The organism is Streptomyces sp. SID14515, assembly GCF_010548505.1.
GTDB classification, from domain to species: domain Bacteria; phylum Actinomycetota; class Actinomycetes; order Streptomycetales; family Streptomycetaceae; genus Streptomyces; species Streptomyces caviscabies.
In genome coordinates this window covers 1-15,506 of the sequence record NZ_JAAGMH010000122.1, presented here as the reverse complement: position 1 = coordinate 15,506, position 15,506 = coordinate 1, and the positions used below count along the sequence as shown (strand labels likewise).

Annotated in this window: 8 protein-coding genes; 3 read left to right on the top strand and 5 right to left on the bottom strand. The window is 73.4% G+C overall.

Translation table 11 applies throughout. The annotated features are described in order from the left end of the window. Positions 1-90 precede the first annotated feature (90 nt). The 3 genes from G3I54_RS29445 to G3I54_RS29435 are packed head-to-tail and all read left to right on the top strand — an operon-like array spanning position 91 to position 7,570. Positions 91-3,540 (top strand): bifunctional glycosyltransferase/CDP-glycerol:glycerophosphate glycerophosphotransferase, encoded by a 3,450-nt coding sequence (locus G3I54_RS29445; protein ID WP_164618883.1) that lies wholly within the window; start codon positions 91-93, stop codon positions 3,538-3,540. Next, entirely contained in the window at positions 3,537-6,431 is a 2,895-nt protein-coding gene (locus tag G3I54_RS29440) for a CDP-glycerol:glycerophosphate glycerophosphotransferase (protein WP_164618881.1), read from the top strand. The genes G3I54_RS29445 and G3I54_RS29440 overlap by 4 nt, the downstream gene beginning before the upstream one ends. Then, positions 6,428-7,570: a glycosyltransferase gene (locus G3I54_RS29435; protein WP_164618879.1), complete on the top strand. Its 1,143-nt coding sequence runs from the start codon at positions 6,428-6,430 to the stop codon at positions 7,568-7,570. The genes G3I54_RS29440 and G3I54_RS29435 overlap by 4 nt, the downstream gene beginning before the upstream one ends. Before the next feature lie 24 nt (positions 7,571-7,594). Here G3I54_RS29435 and G3I54_RS29430 read toward each other — a convergent pair whose 3' ends face one another. The 5 genes from G3I54_RS29430 to G3I54_RS29410 all read right to left on the bottom strand — a co-directional run. Continuing rightward, positions 7,595-9,820, bottom strand: a complete 2,226-nt coding sequence (locus G3I54_RS29430) for a bifunctional glycosyltransferase family 2 protein/CDP-glycerol:glycerophosphate glycerophosphotransferase (RefSeq protein ID WP_164618877.1) — start codon at positions 9,818-9,820, stop codon at positions 7,595-7,597. Positions 9,821-9,997: 177 nt separating this feature from the next. Continuing rightward, positions 9,998-10,939 (bottom strand): carbohydrate ABC transporter permease, encoded by a 942-nt coding sequence (locus G3I54_RS29425; protein WP_164618875.1) that lies wholly within the window; start codon positions 10,937-10,939, stop codon positions 9,998-10,000. After that, on the bottom strand, positions 10,936-12,222 hold the full coding sequence (locus G3I54_RS29420; RefSeq protein WP_164618873.1) for a sugar ABC transporter permease: 1,287 nt from the start codon (positions 12,220-12,222) through the stop codon (positions 10,936-10,938). Before G3I54_RS29420 ends, G3I54_RS29425 begins: the two co-directional genes overlap by 4 nt. Before the next feature lie 106 nt (positions 12,223-12,328). After that, a complete protein-coding gene (locus G3I54_RS29415) occupies positions 12,329-13,693 on the bottom strand; it encodes an ABC transporter substrate-binding protein (protein WP_164618871.1) in 1,365 nt (454 codons plus the stop codon). A gap of 289 nt (positions 13,694-13,982) precedes the next feature. After that, the coding region (locus G3I54_RS29410; RefSeq protein ID WP_275408027.1) for an FtsK/SpoIIIE domain-containing protein at positions 13,983-15,506 on the bottom strand (1,524 nt) is incomplete at its 5' end.

The following is a 15,506-nucleotide window of genomic DNA, read 5'->3' as shown; positions in this document are numbered from 1 at the left end:
CGTCATCCCGGCGCGGGTTGTACCCCATGGCCCCCGGCGGGCCCCTCCACGCCCCCGAAGCCCCAGTCCCCGGAAGGATCGTGCGCCGCGATGGCACCCCGTCTCACCGTCGTCGTCCCCCTCTACAACGTCGAGGAGTACCTCGGTGCCTGCCTGTCATCCCTCGCCGAACAGACCATGCCGGACCTGGAGGTCGTCCTCGTCGACGACGGCTCCACGGACGACGGCCCGGCCGTAGCGCAGGAGTTCGTGGACCGCGACCCGCGCTTCCGGCTGCTCCGGCAGGAGAACGCCGGGCTCGGCGCGGCCCGCAACGCCGGGATCCGCGAGGCCCACCCCGAGGCGGAGTTCCTGACGTTCGTCGACAGCGACGACGTCGTGCCGCCCGGCGCGTACGCCCGGATGCTCGCCGAACTCGACCGCACAGGCTCCGACTTCGCCACCGGCAACGTGCTCAGGCTGCGGGCGAACGGGGAGCTCGAACAGTCCCCGATGTTCCGCAAGCCGATGGAGAAGGCCCGCCCGGCCACCCATGTCACCCGGGACTGGATCCTGCTCGGCGACCGCATCGCCTGCAACAAGGTCTTCCGCCGCACCTTCTGGGACGAGCACGCCTTCGCCTTCCCCACCGGGGTGCTGTACGAGGACATCGCCGTCGTCCTGCCCGCCCACTTCCTGGCCCGCTCGGTCGACGTCGTCGAGGAGCCCGTCTACCACTGGCGCGACCGCGACGGCTCGATCACCACCCGGCGGGCCGTGCCCCGGGGCATCCGCGACCGGGTCGCCGCCGTCACCACCGTCAGCCGCTTCCTCGCCGACCGGGCGGAGGCCGCAGGGCCCGCCGCCGAGGCCAAGCGCCGCTACGACGCCCACGCGCTCTCCGGCGACCTGTGGCTGTTCATCGAGGCCCTGCCGGACGGCGACGCGGAGTTCCACGAAGCCTTCCTGGAGCACGCCGGAGCGTTCGCCGCCACCGTCGAACCCGGCGTCCTCGCCGCACTGCCGCTTCATTTGCGGGTCAAGTGGCAGCTCATCCGCGAACGCCGCCTGCCTGAACTCCTCGCCCTCCTCGCCGACGAGAAGAAGGACCGGGACACCTTCCACGTACGCGGACTGTTCCGCCCCCGCGCCCACCACCCCGCCGTCCGCGACCCGCTGCCGCCCGCCACGACCACGCTGACCGCCGCCGATCTGCCCGTCCACGCCCACCTCACCGAGGCCGTCTGGCGGGACGGGCTGCTGCGTCTGACCGGGTACGCCTATGTGCGCAACGCCCCGGGCGGGCCGGTCCGGCTCGGCTGGCTGCGGTCCGGGAAGCGGCTGATCCCGCTGCGGACCCGCCCGGTCCCGGGCGACGAGGCCACCGCCTGCTCCGGCCGCTCCCTGCACCGCTACGACCGCGCCGGGTTCGAGGCCGTCGTCGACCCGCGCCGGCTCATCGCCAAGGGAGGCCGCACGACCTGGAAGCTGGAGGCCGTCGTCATCGGCGCGGGCCGGCCGCGCCGGGGCCCCATGCGGCTCGTCGGCACCCCGGCCCCGCCCGCCGTGACGTACACCGACGAGCGGACCCGGATCGTCCCCGTCCTGTCCGGCAACAAGCTGGAGCTGCGCACCGAACGCGTCGCCGCCGTGCTGACCGGGCAGTCGGCGGGCGAGGACACCGTGCGCCTGGAAGTGAAGGTCCTCGGCGACGCCGGACCCGTCGCCCTGCGGCTCACCGAGTGGCGCACCAAGGAGACCCGCGAGTTCGCCCTGCGCGGCTCGCTCGGCTCCCGGGCGGCGGAGATCCCGCTCAGCGCCTTCCGGGGCGAGGACGACATCTGGGGCGTGCAACTCGTCGGCGAAGGAAAGCCGTTGACGGTCGCCGCGCGCACCGACGGCGAGGACGGGCGCTATCCGCTGCCCGGCGGCCGTGAGCTGTACGCGGCCCCCAACCCCTCCGGCGACCTCGTGCTCACCGACCGGGCCGTCCAGCCCGTCGTCACCTCCGCCACCTGGCGGGAGTCCGGCGAGCTGGTGCTGGAAGGCGCCTTCCCGGCGCCCGCCGCCACCGCCCACGAACTCGTCCTGCGGCACAGCGGCCACCACGAGGAGAACGTCCTCGGCCTGGAGCGCGGAGACGGCGACGGCTTCCGGGCCGAGATCGCGCCCGCCGCCGTCGAGGGGCCGGGCGGGGCCCTGCCGCTGGCCGAGGGGCGCTGGTACCTCTTCCTGCGCGAGCCGGGGGAGCGGGACCCGGAGGCGTACCGGCCGGTCCGGGCGAGCACACCGCTGCACCAGGACTTGCCACGGCAACAGCGGGCGGGCGGGCGGGGCTTCACCCTTCAGCGGCGCCACCACGACCGGCTCGTCCTGGAGTCCGGCAGCGCGCTCCCGGCCGTCGACCGGGGGCCGTACGGGCAGCGCGTCCGGCGCGAGCGATATGCCGTGCTCCGGTCCGTCGCCCCGGCCGCGACGCGCCCCGCCGTCCTCTACTCCAGCTTCGACGGCCGCCAGTTCTCCGACTCGCCCCGCGCCATCCACCGCGAACTCGCCGCCAGGGAACCGGACATCGAGCACCTGTGGGTCGTCCGCGACCAGCAGGCGGCGCTGCCCGACGGGGTCCGGCCCGTCGCCCTGCACAGCGCCGAGTGGTACCAGGCGCTGGCCCGCAGCCGCTGGGTCGTCACCAACACCCATCTGCCCGAGTGGTTCGAGCGGGCCGAGGGCCAGTGCGTCGTCCAGACCTGGCACGGCACCCCGCTCAAGCGCATCGGCCGCGACCTCGCGGGCACCCCGCACGCGGACGCCGCGTACATGGCGTCCATGGAACACCGGTCCGCCCAGTGGAGCGTGCTCGTCTCCCCGAACAGCTTCTCCACCCCCGTCCTGCGCCGCGCCTTCGGCTACTCGGGCGAGGTCCTGGAGTGCGGCTACCCGCGCAACGACCTGCTGTACGCCCCCGACCGGGACAAGATCGCCGCCGCCGTACGCGAACGGCTCGCGATCCCCGAGGGGCGGCGCGTGATCCTGTACGCGCCCACCTGGCGCGAGGATCAGCCCCGGCAGGGTGGACGCTACGGGCTCGATCTCCAACTCGACCTGGAACAGGCGCGATCGGCCCTCGGCGAGGACCATGTGCTGCTGGTCCGCCGCCACTACCTCGTCGGCGGCAGCGTCCCGGACACCGACTTCGTACGGGACGTCTCGCGCCACCCGGACGTCGCCGAACTGCTGCTGGTCAGCGATGCGTTGGTCACCGACTACTCCTCGATCATGTTCGACTTCGCGCAGACCGGCCGCCCGATGCTCTTCCACACCTACGACCTGGCCCACTACCGCGACACCCTGCGCGGCTTCTGCTTCGACTTCGAGCACCGCGCCCCGGGCCCCCTGATCCCCGACTCCGCCGGCATCGTGGCCGCCCTGCGCGACCCGGAGGCCGCCACCGCCGGGCACCGGGAGGCGTACGAGCGGTTCCGGGAGGCGTTCTGCGACCTCGACGACGGGAGCGCCGCCGCCGGGGTCGTCGACCGGATGCTCAAGGGGGAGCAGGCATGAGCGACTTCAGCTGTGTGATCACCGGCGGCGGGGACAGCGACGGGCCGGGCGGAGCCGACGCCCTGCGCGCCTCCGTGGAGTCCGTGCTCGGCCAGTCGCTGCGCGGGGCCGAGGCCGTCGTGGTCCTCGCCTCCGCCGCCGACCCGGCCGTCCGCACCGCCGCCCGGACCCTCGCCGACCGGGCCCCCGGACGCATCCGCCTCGTCCACGCCGACCCGGCCGTCCGCACCACCGGAGCCCTGCGCAACGCGGGCCTGGACGCGGCGAACGGCCGGTACGTCCTGGTCCTCGCCACCGGCGAACGCCTCCAGCGGCACGCCTGCCGCAACCTCTGGCAGGCGGGCGAGACCAGCCGCGCAGACCTGATCGCCGGCCGCTGGAGCCGGATCGCCGACGAGAACGGCAAGGAGCGCGAACCGTCCTGGCAGGGCGGGCTGTACGCCCGCTCCCGCACCCTCGCCCGCTACACCGAGGCCCCCGAACTCGTCGTCAGGGACGCCCTGGTGACCGGATTCTGCCTGCGCCGCGAGGCCGCCCGGCGGCACGGGCTGCGGTACGAGGAGGACCTGGCACACGGCGAGATCCTGTTCGGCCCGCTCGCGGCCGCCGCGGTCGGCCGGATCGCCCTGGTCCGGCGGCTGATCGTGACCGGCCGGGCCGTCCCCGACCGGGCCCGCGACCTCACCGCCCTGGTCGAGGCCCACCGCCGGGTCGCCAACACCCTCCTCGCGCGCGGGCTGCCCGAACTGCGCGAGGAGCGGGAGAAGGCGTTCGCCCGCGACCACCTGGTGCCGCTCGCCCGCTCCTTCCCGCAGCTGCCCGCCGCCCGCCGCGCCCGGGTCGCCGCGGCCGCCGCCCGCGCGCTGACCGGCTCCCGCCTCTCGCACCTGCCGGAGCTGCCGCCGCTGGAACGGGTAGCCGTGACCCTGCTGGCCCGGGGCGACGCGGAAGGGGTCCTCGCGGCGGCGTACGCGCTGAGCCGGCCCGCCACCGTGTGCGCGCCGCTGACGACGGGCGCGGACGGGCGGGTGACCTGGGGCGGCGACGGTGACGGCGTCGCCGAGGACGTGGCGGGGCCGCCCCTCGACGTCACCGAACTCGGCTACCAGCACCGCCCGTTCGGCGAGATCCGGCTGATGAACCGGCTCACCCGCTGCGCCATCGCCGAGGACGGCCGCCTGCTGCTCGAAGGCCGCCTCGTGCTGCCCGGCCACAGCGGACCCGCCCCCGGCACCCCCCTCACCGCCACCCTGGAGTTCCGGGCCCGGGGCGGGGCGCGCGCCGTCGCGTTCCCGGTCGAGGAGGTCCGGCACGACGGCAACGGGATCATCTGGCGCGCGCGGGCCGACGTCTCGCGCCGTCTGCGCCCCGTCGGCGTCCGTGACACGGCGTGGGACGCGCGGCTGACCGTACAGGCGGAGGGCCCCGACGGGCCCCGGTCCGTCAGCGATCTGTTCGCCCCGCAGGACCAGGTGGCAGGAGCGGTACGGTTCGCCGCCCGGCCCCGGCTCGGGCGGCTCGCCGGGGACACCTGGGAGCCCTACATCACGCTCAAGGACCACTTCGCGCTCCGGCTGACCGCCCGCCGCCGCCCGGCCCGCACCACCCACCGGCTGATCCGCTACGCCACCCGCTTCCGGCCCGCCCGCAAGGCGAAGCTCCTCGCCCGCGCCCTGCGCAAGCGCCTGGACCGCTACCGCTCCCGGGGCTTCAAGGCCGCCGCCTACAACACCTGGCTCACCCGGCTCCCCGTACGCCGGGGCTCCGTCGTCTTCGAGAGCCACATGGGCACCTGCTACGGCGACAGCCCGCGCGCCCTGTACGAGGAGATCCGCCGCCAGGGCCTGAAACTGCACGCCACCTGGTCCTACGACCCCGCCCCGGCCGGCTTCCCGGACGACGCCCGCCTCGTACGCCGCTGGTCCTGGCGCTATCTGTGGGCGCTGGCCCGCGCGGAGTACTGGGTCGACAACCAGGGCTTCCCGCAGCACCTGCGCAAGCCCCGGCACACCACGTACCTCCAGACCTGGCACGGCTCCGCGTACAAGCGGATGGGCTTCGACGAGACCCGCGTACGGCTCCAGAACGCCCCGCAGCGCGAACGGCTCCAGCGGGCCGTGGACCGCTTCGACCACTTCCTCGTCCGCTCCGAGCACGATGTGAACACCCTCGCCCGCGCCTACCGGCTGCCCGAGGAGAAGCTCCTGCGCACCGGCTACCCGCGCAACGACGCCCTGATCGCCGAACGGAACCGGTCCGAGACCGAAGGGCGGCTGCCGCGCCCGCCGCTGGCCGCGGCGCTCGGGCTGGCCGACCACAAGAAGACCGTGCTGTACGCGCCGACGTTCCGGGGCGGTCCCGGCAAGCAACGCAGAAGCCGACTCCTGCTGGACGTACGGGAGTTCGCGGAGCGGTTCGGCGACACCCACACCCTGCTGGTGCGGTCCCACTACCTGGAGTCCGCCCGGCTGCCGGTCTGCCCGCCCGGCACCGTCGTCGACGTCTCACGCCACCACGACGTCAGCGAACTCCTCGCCCTCACCGATGTGTTGATCACCGACTACTCCTCCATCATGTTCGACTTCGCACTCCTCGACCGGCCCGTCGTGCTGTTCGCCCCCGACCTCGACGCCTACGCGGACGACCGCGGCAGCTACTTCGACCTGCGGGAGAACGCCCCCGGGCCGGTGGCCGCGACCCAGGACGAGCTGTTCGCCGCCCTCGCGGAACTCAAGAAGTCCGACACCCGGTACGCGGAGCAACGCCGGGAATTCGCGGAGCGGTTCGGGTCCTACGACCGGGGCGACGCGGCCCGCAGGACCGTCGCCGCCGTCTTCGCACCCGGCCGCTCCCGCCATATCACCGACCACGACCGGGGGGCCGGCCGATGAGCCGCGACATCTTCATCGTCTCCAACAGCACCGACGAACTCGGCGGCGTCACCGGCTGGATGCACCAGACCGCCCGCCTCCTCGCCGGCCAGGGCCACCGGGTGCACGCCATCGGCATCCACGCCTCCGACCTCACGATGGTGCTGCCCGAACCACCCGCGCACCCCGTCACCGCCCTCTACCCCGCCCACCCGCCGACCCCCTGGACGCCCCACGGCATCCGCGACCGCTTCCGGATCCCCACCCGGCGCAAGGAGGCGGCCCGGGTCGCCGCCAAGAAGCGGGCGGTCGGACGGCTCTCGGAGCTCTTCGCGACCGCCCGCCCCGGCGCGGTCGTCATCGTCACCCAGGTCTGGGCGATGGAGTGGGTCGGGGAGGCCGACACCACCGGGCTGCGGGTCATCGGCATGAGCCACGAGTCCTACGGCTACTCCCGCGCGAGCCACCGCTACCGCTGGATCAAGAACCACTACAAGGACCTCGACCACTGGCTCGTCCTCACCGAGGAGGACGCCGACCAGTGGGCCGGGGACGGCATGAACAACGTCGGCTTCCTGCCCAACGCCCTCTCCCGCCTCCCCGCCGTGCCCTCCCCGCGCACCGAGCGGACCGTCGCCAGCATCGGCCGGCTCAGCGACCAGAAGGGCATCGACCTGCTCCTGGACACCTGGGCCCAGGTCGCTCCCTTCCGCCCGGACTGGCGGCTGCGCGTGTACGGGGCGGGCGAGGACGAGGCCGCGCTGAAGGCGCAGTGCACCACCCTCGGCCTCGACGGTTCGGTGGAGTGGATGGGCCGCACCGACGACGTCGAGCAGGCCCTCGCCGAGGCCTCCGTCTTCGTCCAGTCCTCCCGGGGCGAGGGCTTCCCGCTCGCGCTCCTGGAGGCGATGGCCAGCGGCGTGCCCTGCGCCGCCTTCGACTGCGCGCCCGGGGTGCGCGAGATCGTCCGGGACGGCGAGGACGGGCTCCTGGCCCCCGCCGGGGACGTCGCCGCCCTCGCCGACCGGCTGCTGCGGCTCACCGGCAACCCCCGGCTGCGCGACTCCATGGGCGCGCGGGCCCGGTCCGGCGTCCAGCGGTTCTCCGAGCCGGAGACCCTGCGCCGCTGGGAGGAGCTGTTCGCCTTCCTGGAACGCTGAGCGGACCTGGCGTACGGGCCGGGCTCAGCCTCCGACGGCCGCCCCGGCCCCGTCCTGCGCGGGCAGGGCGGCGGGCGTCCGGCCGGCGGCGGACGGCACCGGCAGCCCGTCCGTCTCCCCGAGGAACACCCGCCGCACCACCCGCTCGGCGGCGTATCCGTCGTCGTACGGGCAGAACCGGGCCCGGAACGCGGCCCGCAGCTGCGCCGAGCGGGAGCCCCGCCAGTGGTCCGTGGCGAAGATGTCGAACAGCTCGTCCTGACCCCGGGCCACGATGCCGGGCGGGAACGCCGTGATGTCGAAGTACGTGCCCCGGGCCGCCTCGTACGCCTCGATGTCGTCCAGGTGCAGCACCACCGGGCGGTCCAGATTGACGTAGTCGAACATCAGCGACGCGTAGTCCGTGATCAGGGCGTCCGAGGCGAGCGCCAGCGTCTCCACCGACCGGTGCGCATGGACGTCGATGATCCGGGGATGCGGCGCACGGCGGACGCCCCCGGGGCCGGGCGGACGGGGCGCGCGCGCCAGGATCACGAACTGCGGGCCCAGCACCCGGATCAGCCGCTCCAGGTCCAGGGCGGGCCGCTGGACGCGCCGGTAGTCGCGGTGCGTCGGCGCGTACAGCAGGGCCGTACTGCCCGCCGGGATCCCCAGCGTCTCGCGCAACCGCGCCACCTCGGCCGGACCGGTGCGGTGGTACACGTCGTTGCGCGGCGAGCCGTACTCCAGCGTCGTGTACGCGGACGGATAGGCCCGCTCCCGTACGAGGGTGGAGTGCGGGTTCGCCGAGAGGGAGAAGTCCCAGGTGTCGACCGAGCGCAGCAGCTGCTCGAAGTCGGTGCCCCGGGAGGCGGCGGGCCGGTCCAGCAGATCGGTGCCCACGGTCCGCAGCGGAGTGCCCTCGTGCGTCTGCAACAGGATCTGGCCCCGCCGCTTCACCAGCCCCCGGTCGAAGGAGCCGTCGTTCACCAGGTACGCGGAACGGGCCAGCGCCGTCCAGTGGGCGAAGGTGCCGGGCGCGAGGTGCCGGCTGCCGGTCGGCACGGTGTGGGCGTCGACCGGCCGGCAGATCCAGGCCGTCCGCACCCCCGGGACCAGCTCGCGGACCTTCGCCTCGATCGCCGCCGGGCTGCCCCCGTACCCCCGGCCGCCCTGGGCGGTGAACACCGCGTCCCGGGAGCGCAGCGGCAGCCGCAGCTGGATCCGGTAGTGCGCCCGCAGCGCCGCGCCCCGCACCGCCCGGCGCACGGCGTCCGCCGCCTTGCGCAGCCGTCCGCCGAGGCGCTGGGCCACCGACAGCGCCCGGTAGGTGCGCCGCGCGCCGAGCCGCAGCAGACCGTGCCGCAGCAGCGCGCGGCGCGGGACCGGGGCCCCGGGGGTGCGGTAGCGGCGGCAGGACGCGGTCGCCCGGCGGAAGAACGCGGTGCGGCTGTGCGGCGGCAGCCGGTCCCGGGAGGCGAACAGCGCCGAGAAGTGGTCCAGCATCCGGCGGAACATCACCGGCCGCCACAGGGCGAGTTCGGGGCGGGAGTCGATGAACGCGAAGACCCGGTCGTACTGGTCGAAGACGTCGAAGTGCTTCTCGCTGGTGGTGGAGAGGATGTTGCCGCGCCGCCGCTGCCGGTAGGAGACGCAGACCGCGTCCAGCACCGCGATCGACCCGGCCGACATCAGCACCGGATAGGTCCAGGGGGTGTCCTCGTAGTAGCCCGGCGGGAAGGTGAACCCCTCGGCCTCGACGAACGCGCGACGGTACGCCTTGTTCCAGACGACCATGAGGAGTTGCAGCAGCTCGGGGCGGTCGGTGAGGCGGAAGCTGGCCGGGCCGCTCTCGTCGAGGTGGGCGGCCAGGACGTTGCGGACGCTGCGGCCCGTCCAGTACGTACGGGCGTAGTCGTACATCAGGACGTCGGGCTCGCCGGTCGCGTCGATCCGGTCGGCGATGGTCTGGAGCGCGTCCGGCAGCAGGGTGTCGTCGCCGTCGAGGAAGACCAGGTAGTCGCCGCCCGCCCGGCCCATGCCGGCGTTACGGGCCGGGCCCAGGCCGATGTTGCGGGGCAGGTGCAGTGCGGTGACGCGGGGGTCCCGGCGGGCGTACTCGTCGGCGATCGGACCGCAGGCGTCGGGGGAGCAGTCGTCGACCACGATGATCTCGTAGTCCTTGAAGGACTGACTCAGCACGGAATCCAGACACGCGTGCAGATACGCCTGGACCCGGAATGCGGGCACGATGACAGTGAACCGGGGCACTACACATCCATGGGTCGTTCGCGGGAACCAGGTGGCCCGCAAACGTCGGATGGAATGACAGGGTTACGCCGGACGTGGCATTCGGGGGACGTGCACGCCGAAGCGGCCCGGTTCCGGGGAACCGGGCCGCTCCTGGTTGACGTACAGACGTGCAGTACTACGGCCGTACGGCGTCGGCTACTTGACCGCGCCCGCCATCACACCGGAGACGAACTGCCGCTGGAAGGCGAAGAACACCGCCAGCGGGATCACCATCGACACGAACGCGCCGGGCGCGAGCACGTCGATGTTGTTGCCGAACTGGCGTACCTGCTGCTGGAGCGCCACGGTGATCGGCGGCGAGTCGGAACTCGCGAAGATCAGCGCGACCAGCATGTCGTTCCACACCCACAGGAACTGGAAGATGCCGAGCGAGGCGATCGCCGGACCGCCCAGCGGCATCACGACCCGGGTGAAGAGCCGGATCTCGCCCGCCCCGTCCAGCCGCGCGGCCTCCAGCAGCTCACGGGGGATCTCCGCGAAGAAGTTCCGCAGCAGGAAGATCGCGAACGGCAGGCCGAACGCCGTGTGGAACAGCACCACCCCGAGCGTCGTCTCGAAGATCCCGATGGTGCCGAAGAGTTCGGAGACCGGGATCAGCGCGACCTGCACCGGAACCACCAGCAACCCGACGACCAGCAGGAACCACCAGTCGCGGCCCGGGAACTCCATCCACGCGAAGGCGTATCCGGCGAGCGAGCCGATCACCACCACCAGCACCGTGGAGGGCACGGTGATCATGATCGTGCTGACGAGCGAGCCGGTGATCGTCGAATTGTCCAGCAGCCGCTGGTAGTTGTCGAAGGTCAGCTCGGACGGGGCGGTGAAGATCTTCCACCAGCCCGTCGCCGCGATGTCCTGCGGACCGCGCAGCGAGGACAGCAGCAGACCGATCGTGGGCATCAGCCAGAACAGGGCGACCAGGATCAGGAAGACCCGCATCGCCCCGCCGCCGGCCCGGGCGGCGATCCGGGCGCCGAGGGACTGCCTGACCCTGGGCGCCTCGGGAGCGCCCGGCTGCCGGGAGACCGCCTTCTGGCGGCCGATGCGCGCGGTGTTCACATCCGGTGCGCCGCTCATCGGCGTCCCTCCTTCCGGATCCGGCGGATGTTGAACAGCATCACCGGGATCACCAGCAGCAGCAGAAGCACCGCGATGGCGCTGCCGATGCCGAGGTCCGCGTCCGTGCCGAACGAGGAGCGGTACAGCTGGAGCGCCAGCACGTTCGCATCGTCCTGCGAGGAGCCCGGCGCGATGATGAACACCAGGTCGAACACCTTCAGCACGTTGATCATCAGCGTCACCAGGACCACCGCCAGCACCGGCGCCAGCATCGGCACCGTGATCCGGCGGAACACCTGCCACTCGTTGGCGCCGTCCACCCGGGCCGCCTCCAGCAGCTCACGCGGCAGACCGGCCAGGCCCGCCGCGATCAGCACCATCGCGAACCCGGCCCACATCCACACGTAACTGCCGATGATCCCGGGCGTCACCAGGGACGGCCCGAGCCAGTCGACGCCGTTGTACGGCTCGCGGAAGTTGTCAGCGGGCAGGCGCAGTTGGGCTCCGTCCGCCGAGGCGGGCAGGGTGAACACCCCGTCCGCTCCCGCTGTTGCGGTGGCGACGACCTCGCCGTCCTTCACCGCCTCGACCTTCAGGCCCTTCAGACCCAGCTCCTTCGGGTCGACGACATTCGGCTTACCGCCGCCGCCCCGGGTGAAGTCCAGCCAGGCCGTTCCGCTGATCCCGTCACCGGAGGCCGTCGGAGACCCCTCGGCGGGCCGTGCGTCACCCGGCATCTTCGCCGGAGCCACACCGACCAGCGGCACCCGCAGCGGCTGACCCGCCCGGATCGGCTCCTTGGACAGATACGTCCCGCCGTCGCCCTTCTCCAGCGGGTGCACGGGCAGCGGGCGGGCCTTCGGGAAGCCGGCGGACTCGTTGAACGTGTCGTGCACGCTCACCGCCACCGCGTTGGCGACACCGCGCTCCGGAGCCTGGTCGTACACCAGCCGGAAGATGATGCCCGCCGCCAGCATCGAGATCGCCATCGGCATGAAGACGATCAGCTTGAACGCCGTGCCCCAGCGGATCCGTTCGGTCAGCACCGCGAAGATCAGCCCGAGCGCGGTGGCCACCGTCGGGGCGAAGACCACCCAGATCGCGTTGTTCTTCACCGCCGTGAGGATGGTGGCGTCGGTGAACAGCGCCTTGTAGTTGTCGATCCCGGCGAAGCCCGTACCGGCCTGGTCGAAGAACGACCGGTAGACCGAGTACCCGATCGGATAGAGCACCAGCGCACCGAGCAGCACCAGCGCGGGCAGCAGGAACGCCGCCGCGATGACCCTGCGGGTGCCGGTCACGCTCCGGCGGGACCTCTTCGGATCCGGCGGCGGGGACGGGCGCGGACTCGTCTCGTCGGCGGGGGGCGCCGCACCGGCGCCCCCCGCGGTCGCTGTCGTCACGGCGTCAGCTCTTGTACGCCTTGACCGCTTCGGACTCCAGCTGTTTCTGGGTCCCCGCGATGTCCTTCGGGTTCTTCAGGAAGTCCTGGAGGATCTTCCACTCGCCCTTCCCGGGCGTCCCGCCGAACGACTGCGGGGCCTGGTCGGACATGTCGAACCGGACGTCGTCACCGGCGTCGATCAGCGCCTGGGCCATCGTGCGCTGCACGTCGTTCGGGTACGCCTTCAGGTCCAGGCCCTTGTTCGGGGAGATGAACCCGCCCGCCTCGGCCCAGATCTTCGCCGCGTCCGACGACGCCAGCCAGGTCAGCAGCGCCTGCGCGCCCTTGGTGTCCTTCAGCGCCACCGCCGCGTCGCCGCCGGTCACCACGGGGGAGTCCGCGCCGACCGCCGGGAACGGGAAGACCTTGGCGTCCGTACCGATCTTCGCCTCGGTCTGCGCGATGTTGATCGAGACGAAGTCGCCCTCGAAGACCATCGCGCCCTTGGGCTGGTCGCCCCCGGTGAAGGTCTGGGTGACCGAGGCCGGGAACTCCGTCTGGAGCGCCCCGTCCGCGCCGCCCGCGATCAGCTCCGGCTTCCCGAACAGCTCGGCCAGCGTGGTCAGCGCGTCCTTCACGGACGGGTCGGTCCACGGGATCTCGTGCTTCGCCAGCTGGTCGTACTTCTCCGGACCCGCCTGGGAGAGATAGACGTTCTCGAACCAGTCGGTCAGGGTCCAGCCGTCCGCGCCGCCCACCGAGACCGGGGTGACGCCGGAGGCGGAGATGGTCTCCGCGGTCGTCAGGAAGTCCTTCCAGGTCTTCGGCTCACTGGCCCCCGCGTTGTCGAACGCGGCGGCGTTGTACCAGATCAGCGACTTGTTGGCGGCCTTGAAGTACACGCCGTACTGGGTGCCGTCCACCGCGCCGAGGTCCTGCCAGACCTTGGCGTAGTTCTGGCCGAGCTGGGCCCGCGCCTCGGGTCCGACCGGCTTGGCCCACTTCTTCGCGGCCGCCTGCTGGATCGCGCCGACCTGCGGGATCATCGCCACGTCCGGCGGCTGCTTGCCCGCGATCTTCGTGCCCAGGAAGTTGATGATCGGGTCCTGTGCCGGGACGAACGTGACGCTCGCGCCCGTACGCTTCTCGAACTCGTCCAGCACCTTGGTGAAGTTGGCCTGCTCGGGTCCGGTCCAGACCGCGGCGACGGAGACGTTCTCCCCGTCCAGCTTCGGCAGGTCGACCGTGGACGCGCTGTCCGTGCCCTTGCCTGAACCGTCGCCCGTCTTCTTCTTGCCGTCGCCGTCGCCCCCGCAGCCGGTGAGCGCCAGAGCGCCGACCGCCGCGAACACGAGTGCGGCCCTGCGTATCCGAAGGGTTGTGCGCATTCCTGCCCCGTCTCTTCCGTACGCACCCGGCCATGTCCGCATGCCCGGACTACGTCGTCCGTGCGCACAGTCCTACGCCCGGCGCACGGGCCCCGCAATACCGCCGGAGGGCCCAACACGGCGATCGTGATCGCCTCGTGACGTCATGTCAGTGCATGTCGGCCATGGCTCCGGGCAGGGGCAGGGAGGAGTGGCAGAGGTGCGTCGATCCGATGGCCCTGTGCGCGTGCACAGGGCATGTCGAGCCGGTGGCCCTGTGCGCGTCGGGGGCGGGTCGTGCCAGGTCGTCTCAGGCCGTGAACGGGACCAGTGCGGGCAGCCGCTCGGCGTTCACCGAACGGGCCGCGCGCTCCAGCGCACTGGCGAGCAGCGCCAGGTCGGTCGGCCCGTTGCCCAGCTCCCGGACCGGGCGCCGGGTCGGCGGATCGCCCATCCGCTCCCACTCCAGCGGGACCACGGTGGGGCGCAGCGTCGCCGTACGCGGGATGCGGCCGGTCACCCGGCCCCCCTGGAACGGCGTCACCCGGCCGTCCGGATGCCCCAACCGGCCCCGGCCGGGGGCCGGTTCGTCCGGGGACGGCGGCAGCACCGGGGCGTCCAGCACGATGCGCAGCCGGGCGCCGCGGGCCAGCTCGGTGTCCTCGGTACGGTCGGGGCGCGCGGAGGCGGCGACCAGATGCACCCCGAGCCGTCCGCCGTCCCGGGCCACGGCCTCCAGCGCCCGCACCACCGAACCGGCGGCGGGCCGGCCCGGGCTGCCGAGCGCCGGGGCGACCAGGGCGTCGAAGTCGTCGGCGAGGACGACGAGCCGGGGCAGCGGGGACGGGCCCGGGTCCGCGGACCGGGCGGCGGGGCGCAGCCGCAGGGTGCCGCTGGCCGGGGAGTCCAGATCGCCCCGCCGCTCGGCGCCGCTCGGCGGCCGCTGGCCCACGATCCGGGGCGAGGCCTCCTGCTGAGCCTCCTGTTGGGCGTACCGCTCGTGCCAGGCGGCGAAGTCCAGGTCGCCGAGCAGCTCGGCGCGCCGCTTCAGCTCGCCGCCCAGGGCCTGCGCGAACTCCCGCATCCGGACCGGGTCGCTCGCCACGAGGTGCGTGAAGACATGCGGCAGCTCCGTACAGGGCAGCAGGCCCTCGCCGCGCTCGCCCTGCTCACCGCCGGAGCCGTCGACGAGCAGGATGCCGAGCCGGTCGGGCCGGGCCGCGGAGGCGAGCGAGGCGGCGACGGCCCGGAGCAGCTCGGTGCGGCCGCTGCCCGGCGGCCCCTCGATCAGCAGATGCGGCCCCTCGTCGGCGAGATCGACGCTGAGGGGGCCCCGGGGGCCCGCCCCGAGCACCAGGACCGGCCGGCCGGTGTGCACGGTGGGCCGGTCCGCGACCGCGTCGCCCTGCTCACCGGCCCGGGAGCCCTGGCTCGGCCCGGAGCGCTGGGCACCGAGGTAGGGCGTGCGCTCGGAGTCGCGGGTGTCGCGGGTGTCCAGCGGTGGATAGGGCGTGCGGCCGGTGTCGCGGGTGTCCAGCGGTGGGTACGGGGTGCGGTCCGGGTCGGGGGTGCCCGCCGCCGGGTACGGGGTGCGGCCGGAGTCGCGCTGCGAGGAGGCCGCCGTGCGCTGGGGTCCGACGCGCGGGCCCGCGCTGAGGGTGCGGCCGGAGTTGGGGCTGTCCAGCTCCTGGCGGCGCGCGGAGACAGCCGAGGCCCGGGGCGCCGAGGCGCCGGGCTGGGCCTCCGCCGTGGACGCCCAGCGGGCCATCAGCGAGGCCGGAGTGGCGCGGGCCAGGCCCAGCTCGTCCAGCAGCCGGGCGGACGGCGGCAGCGC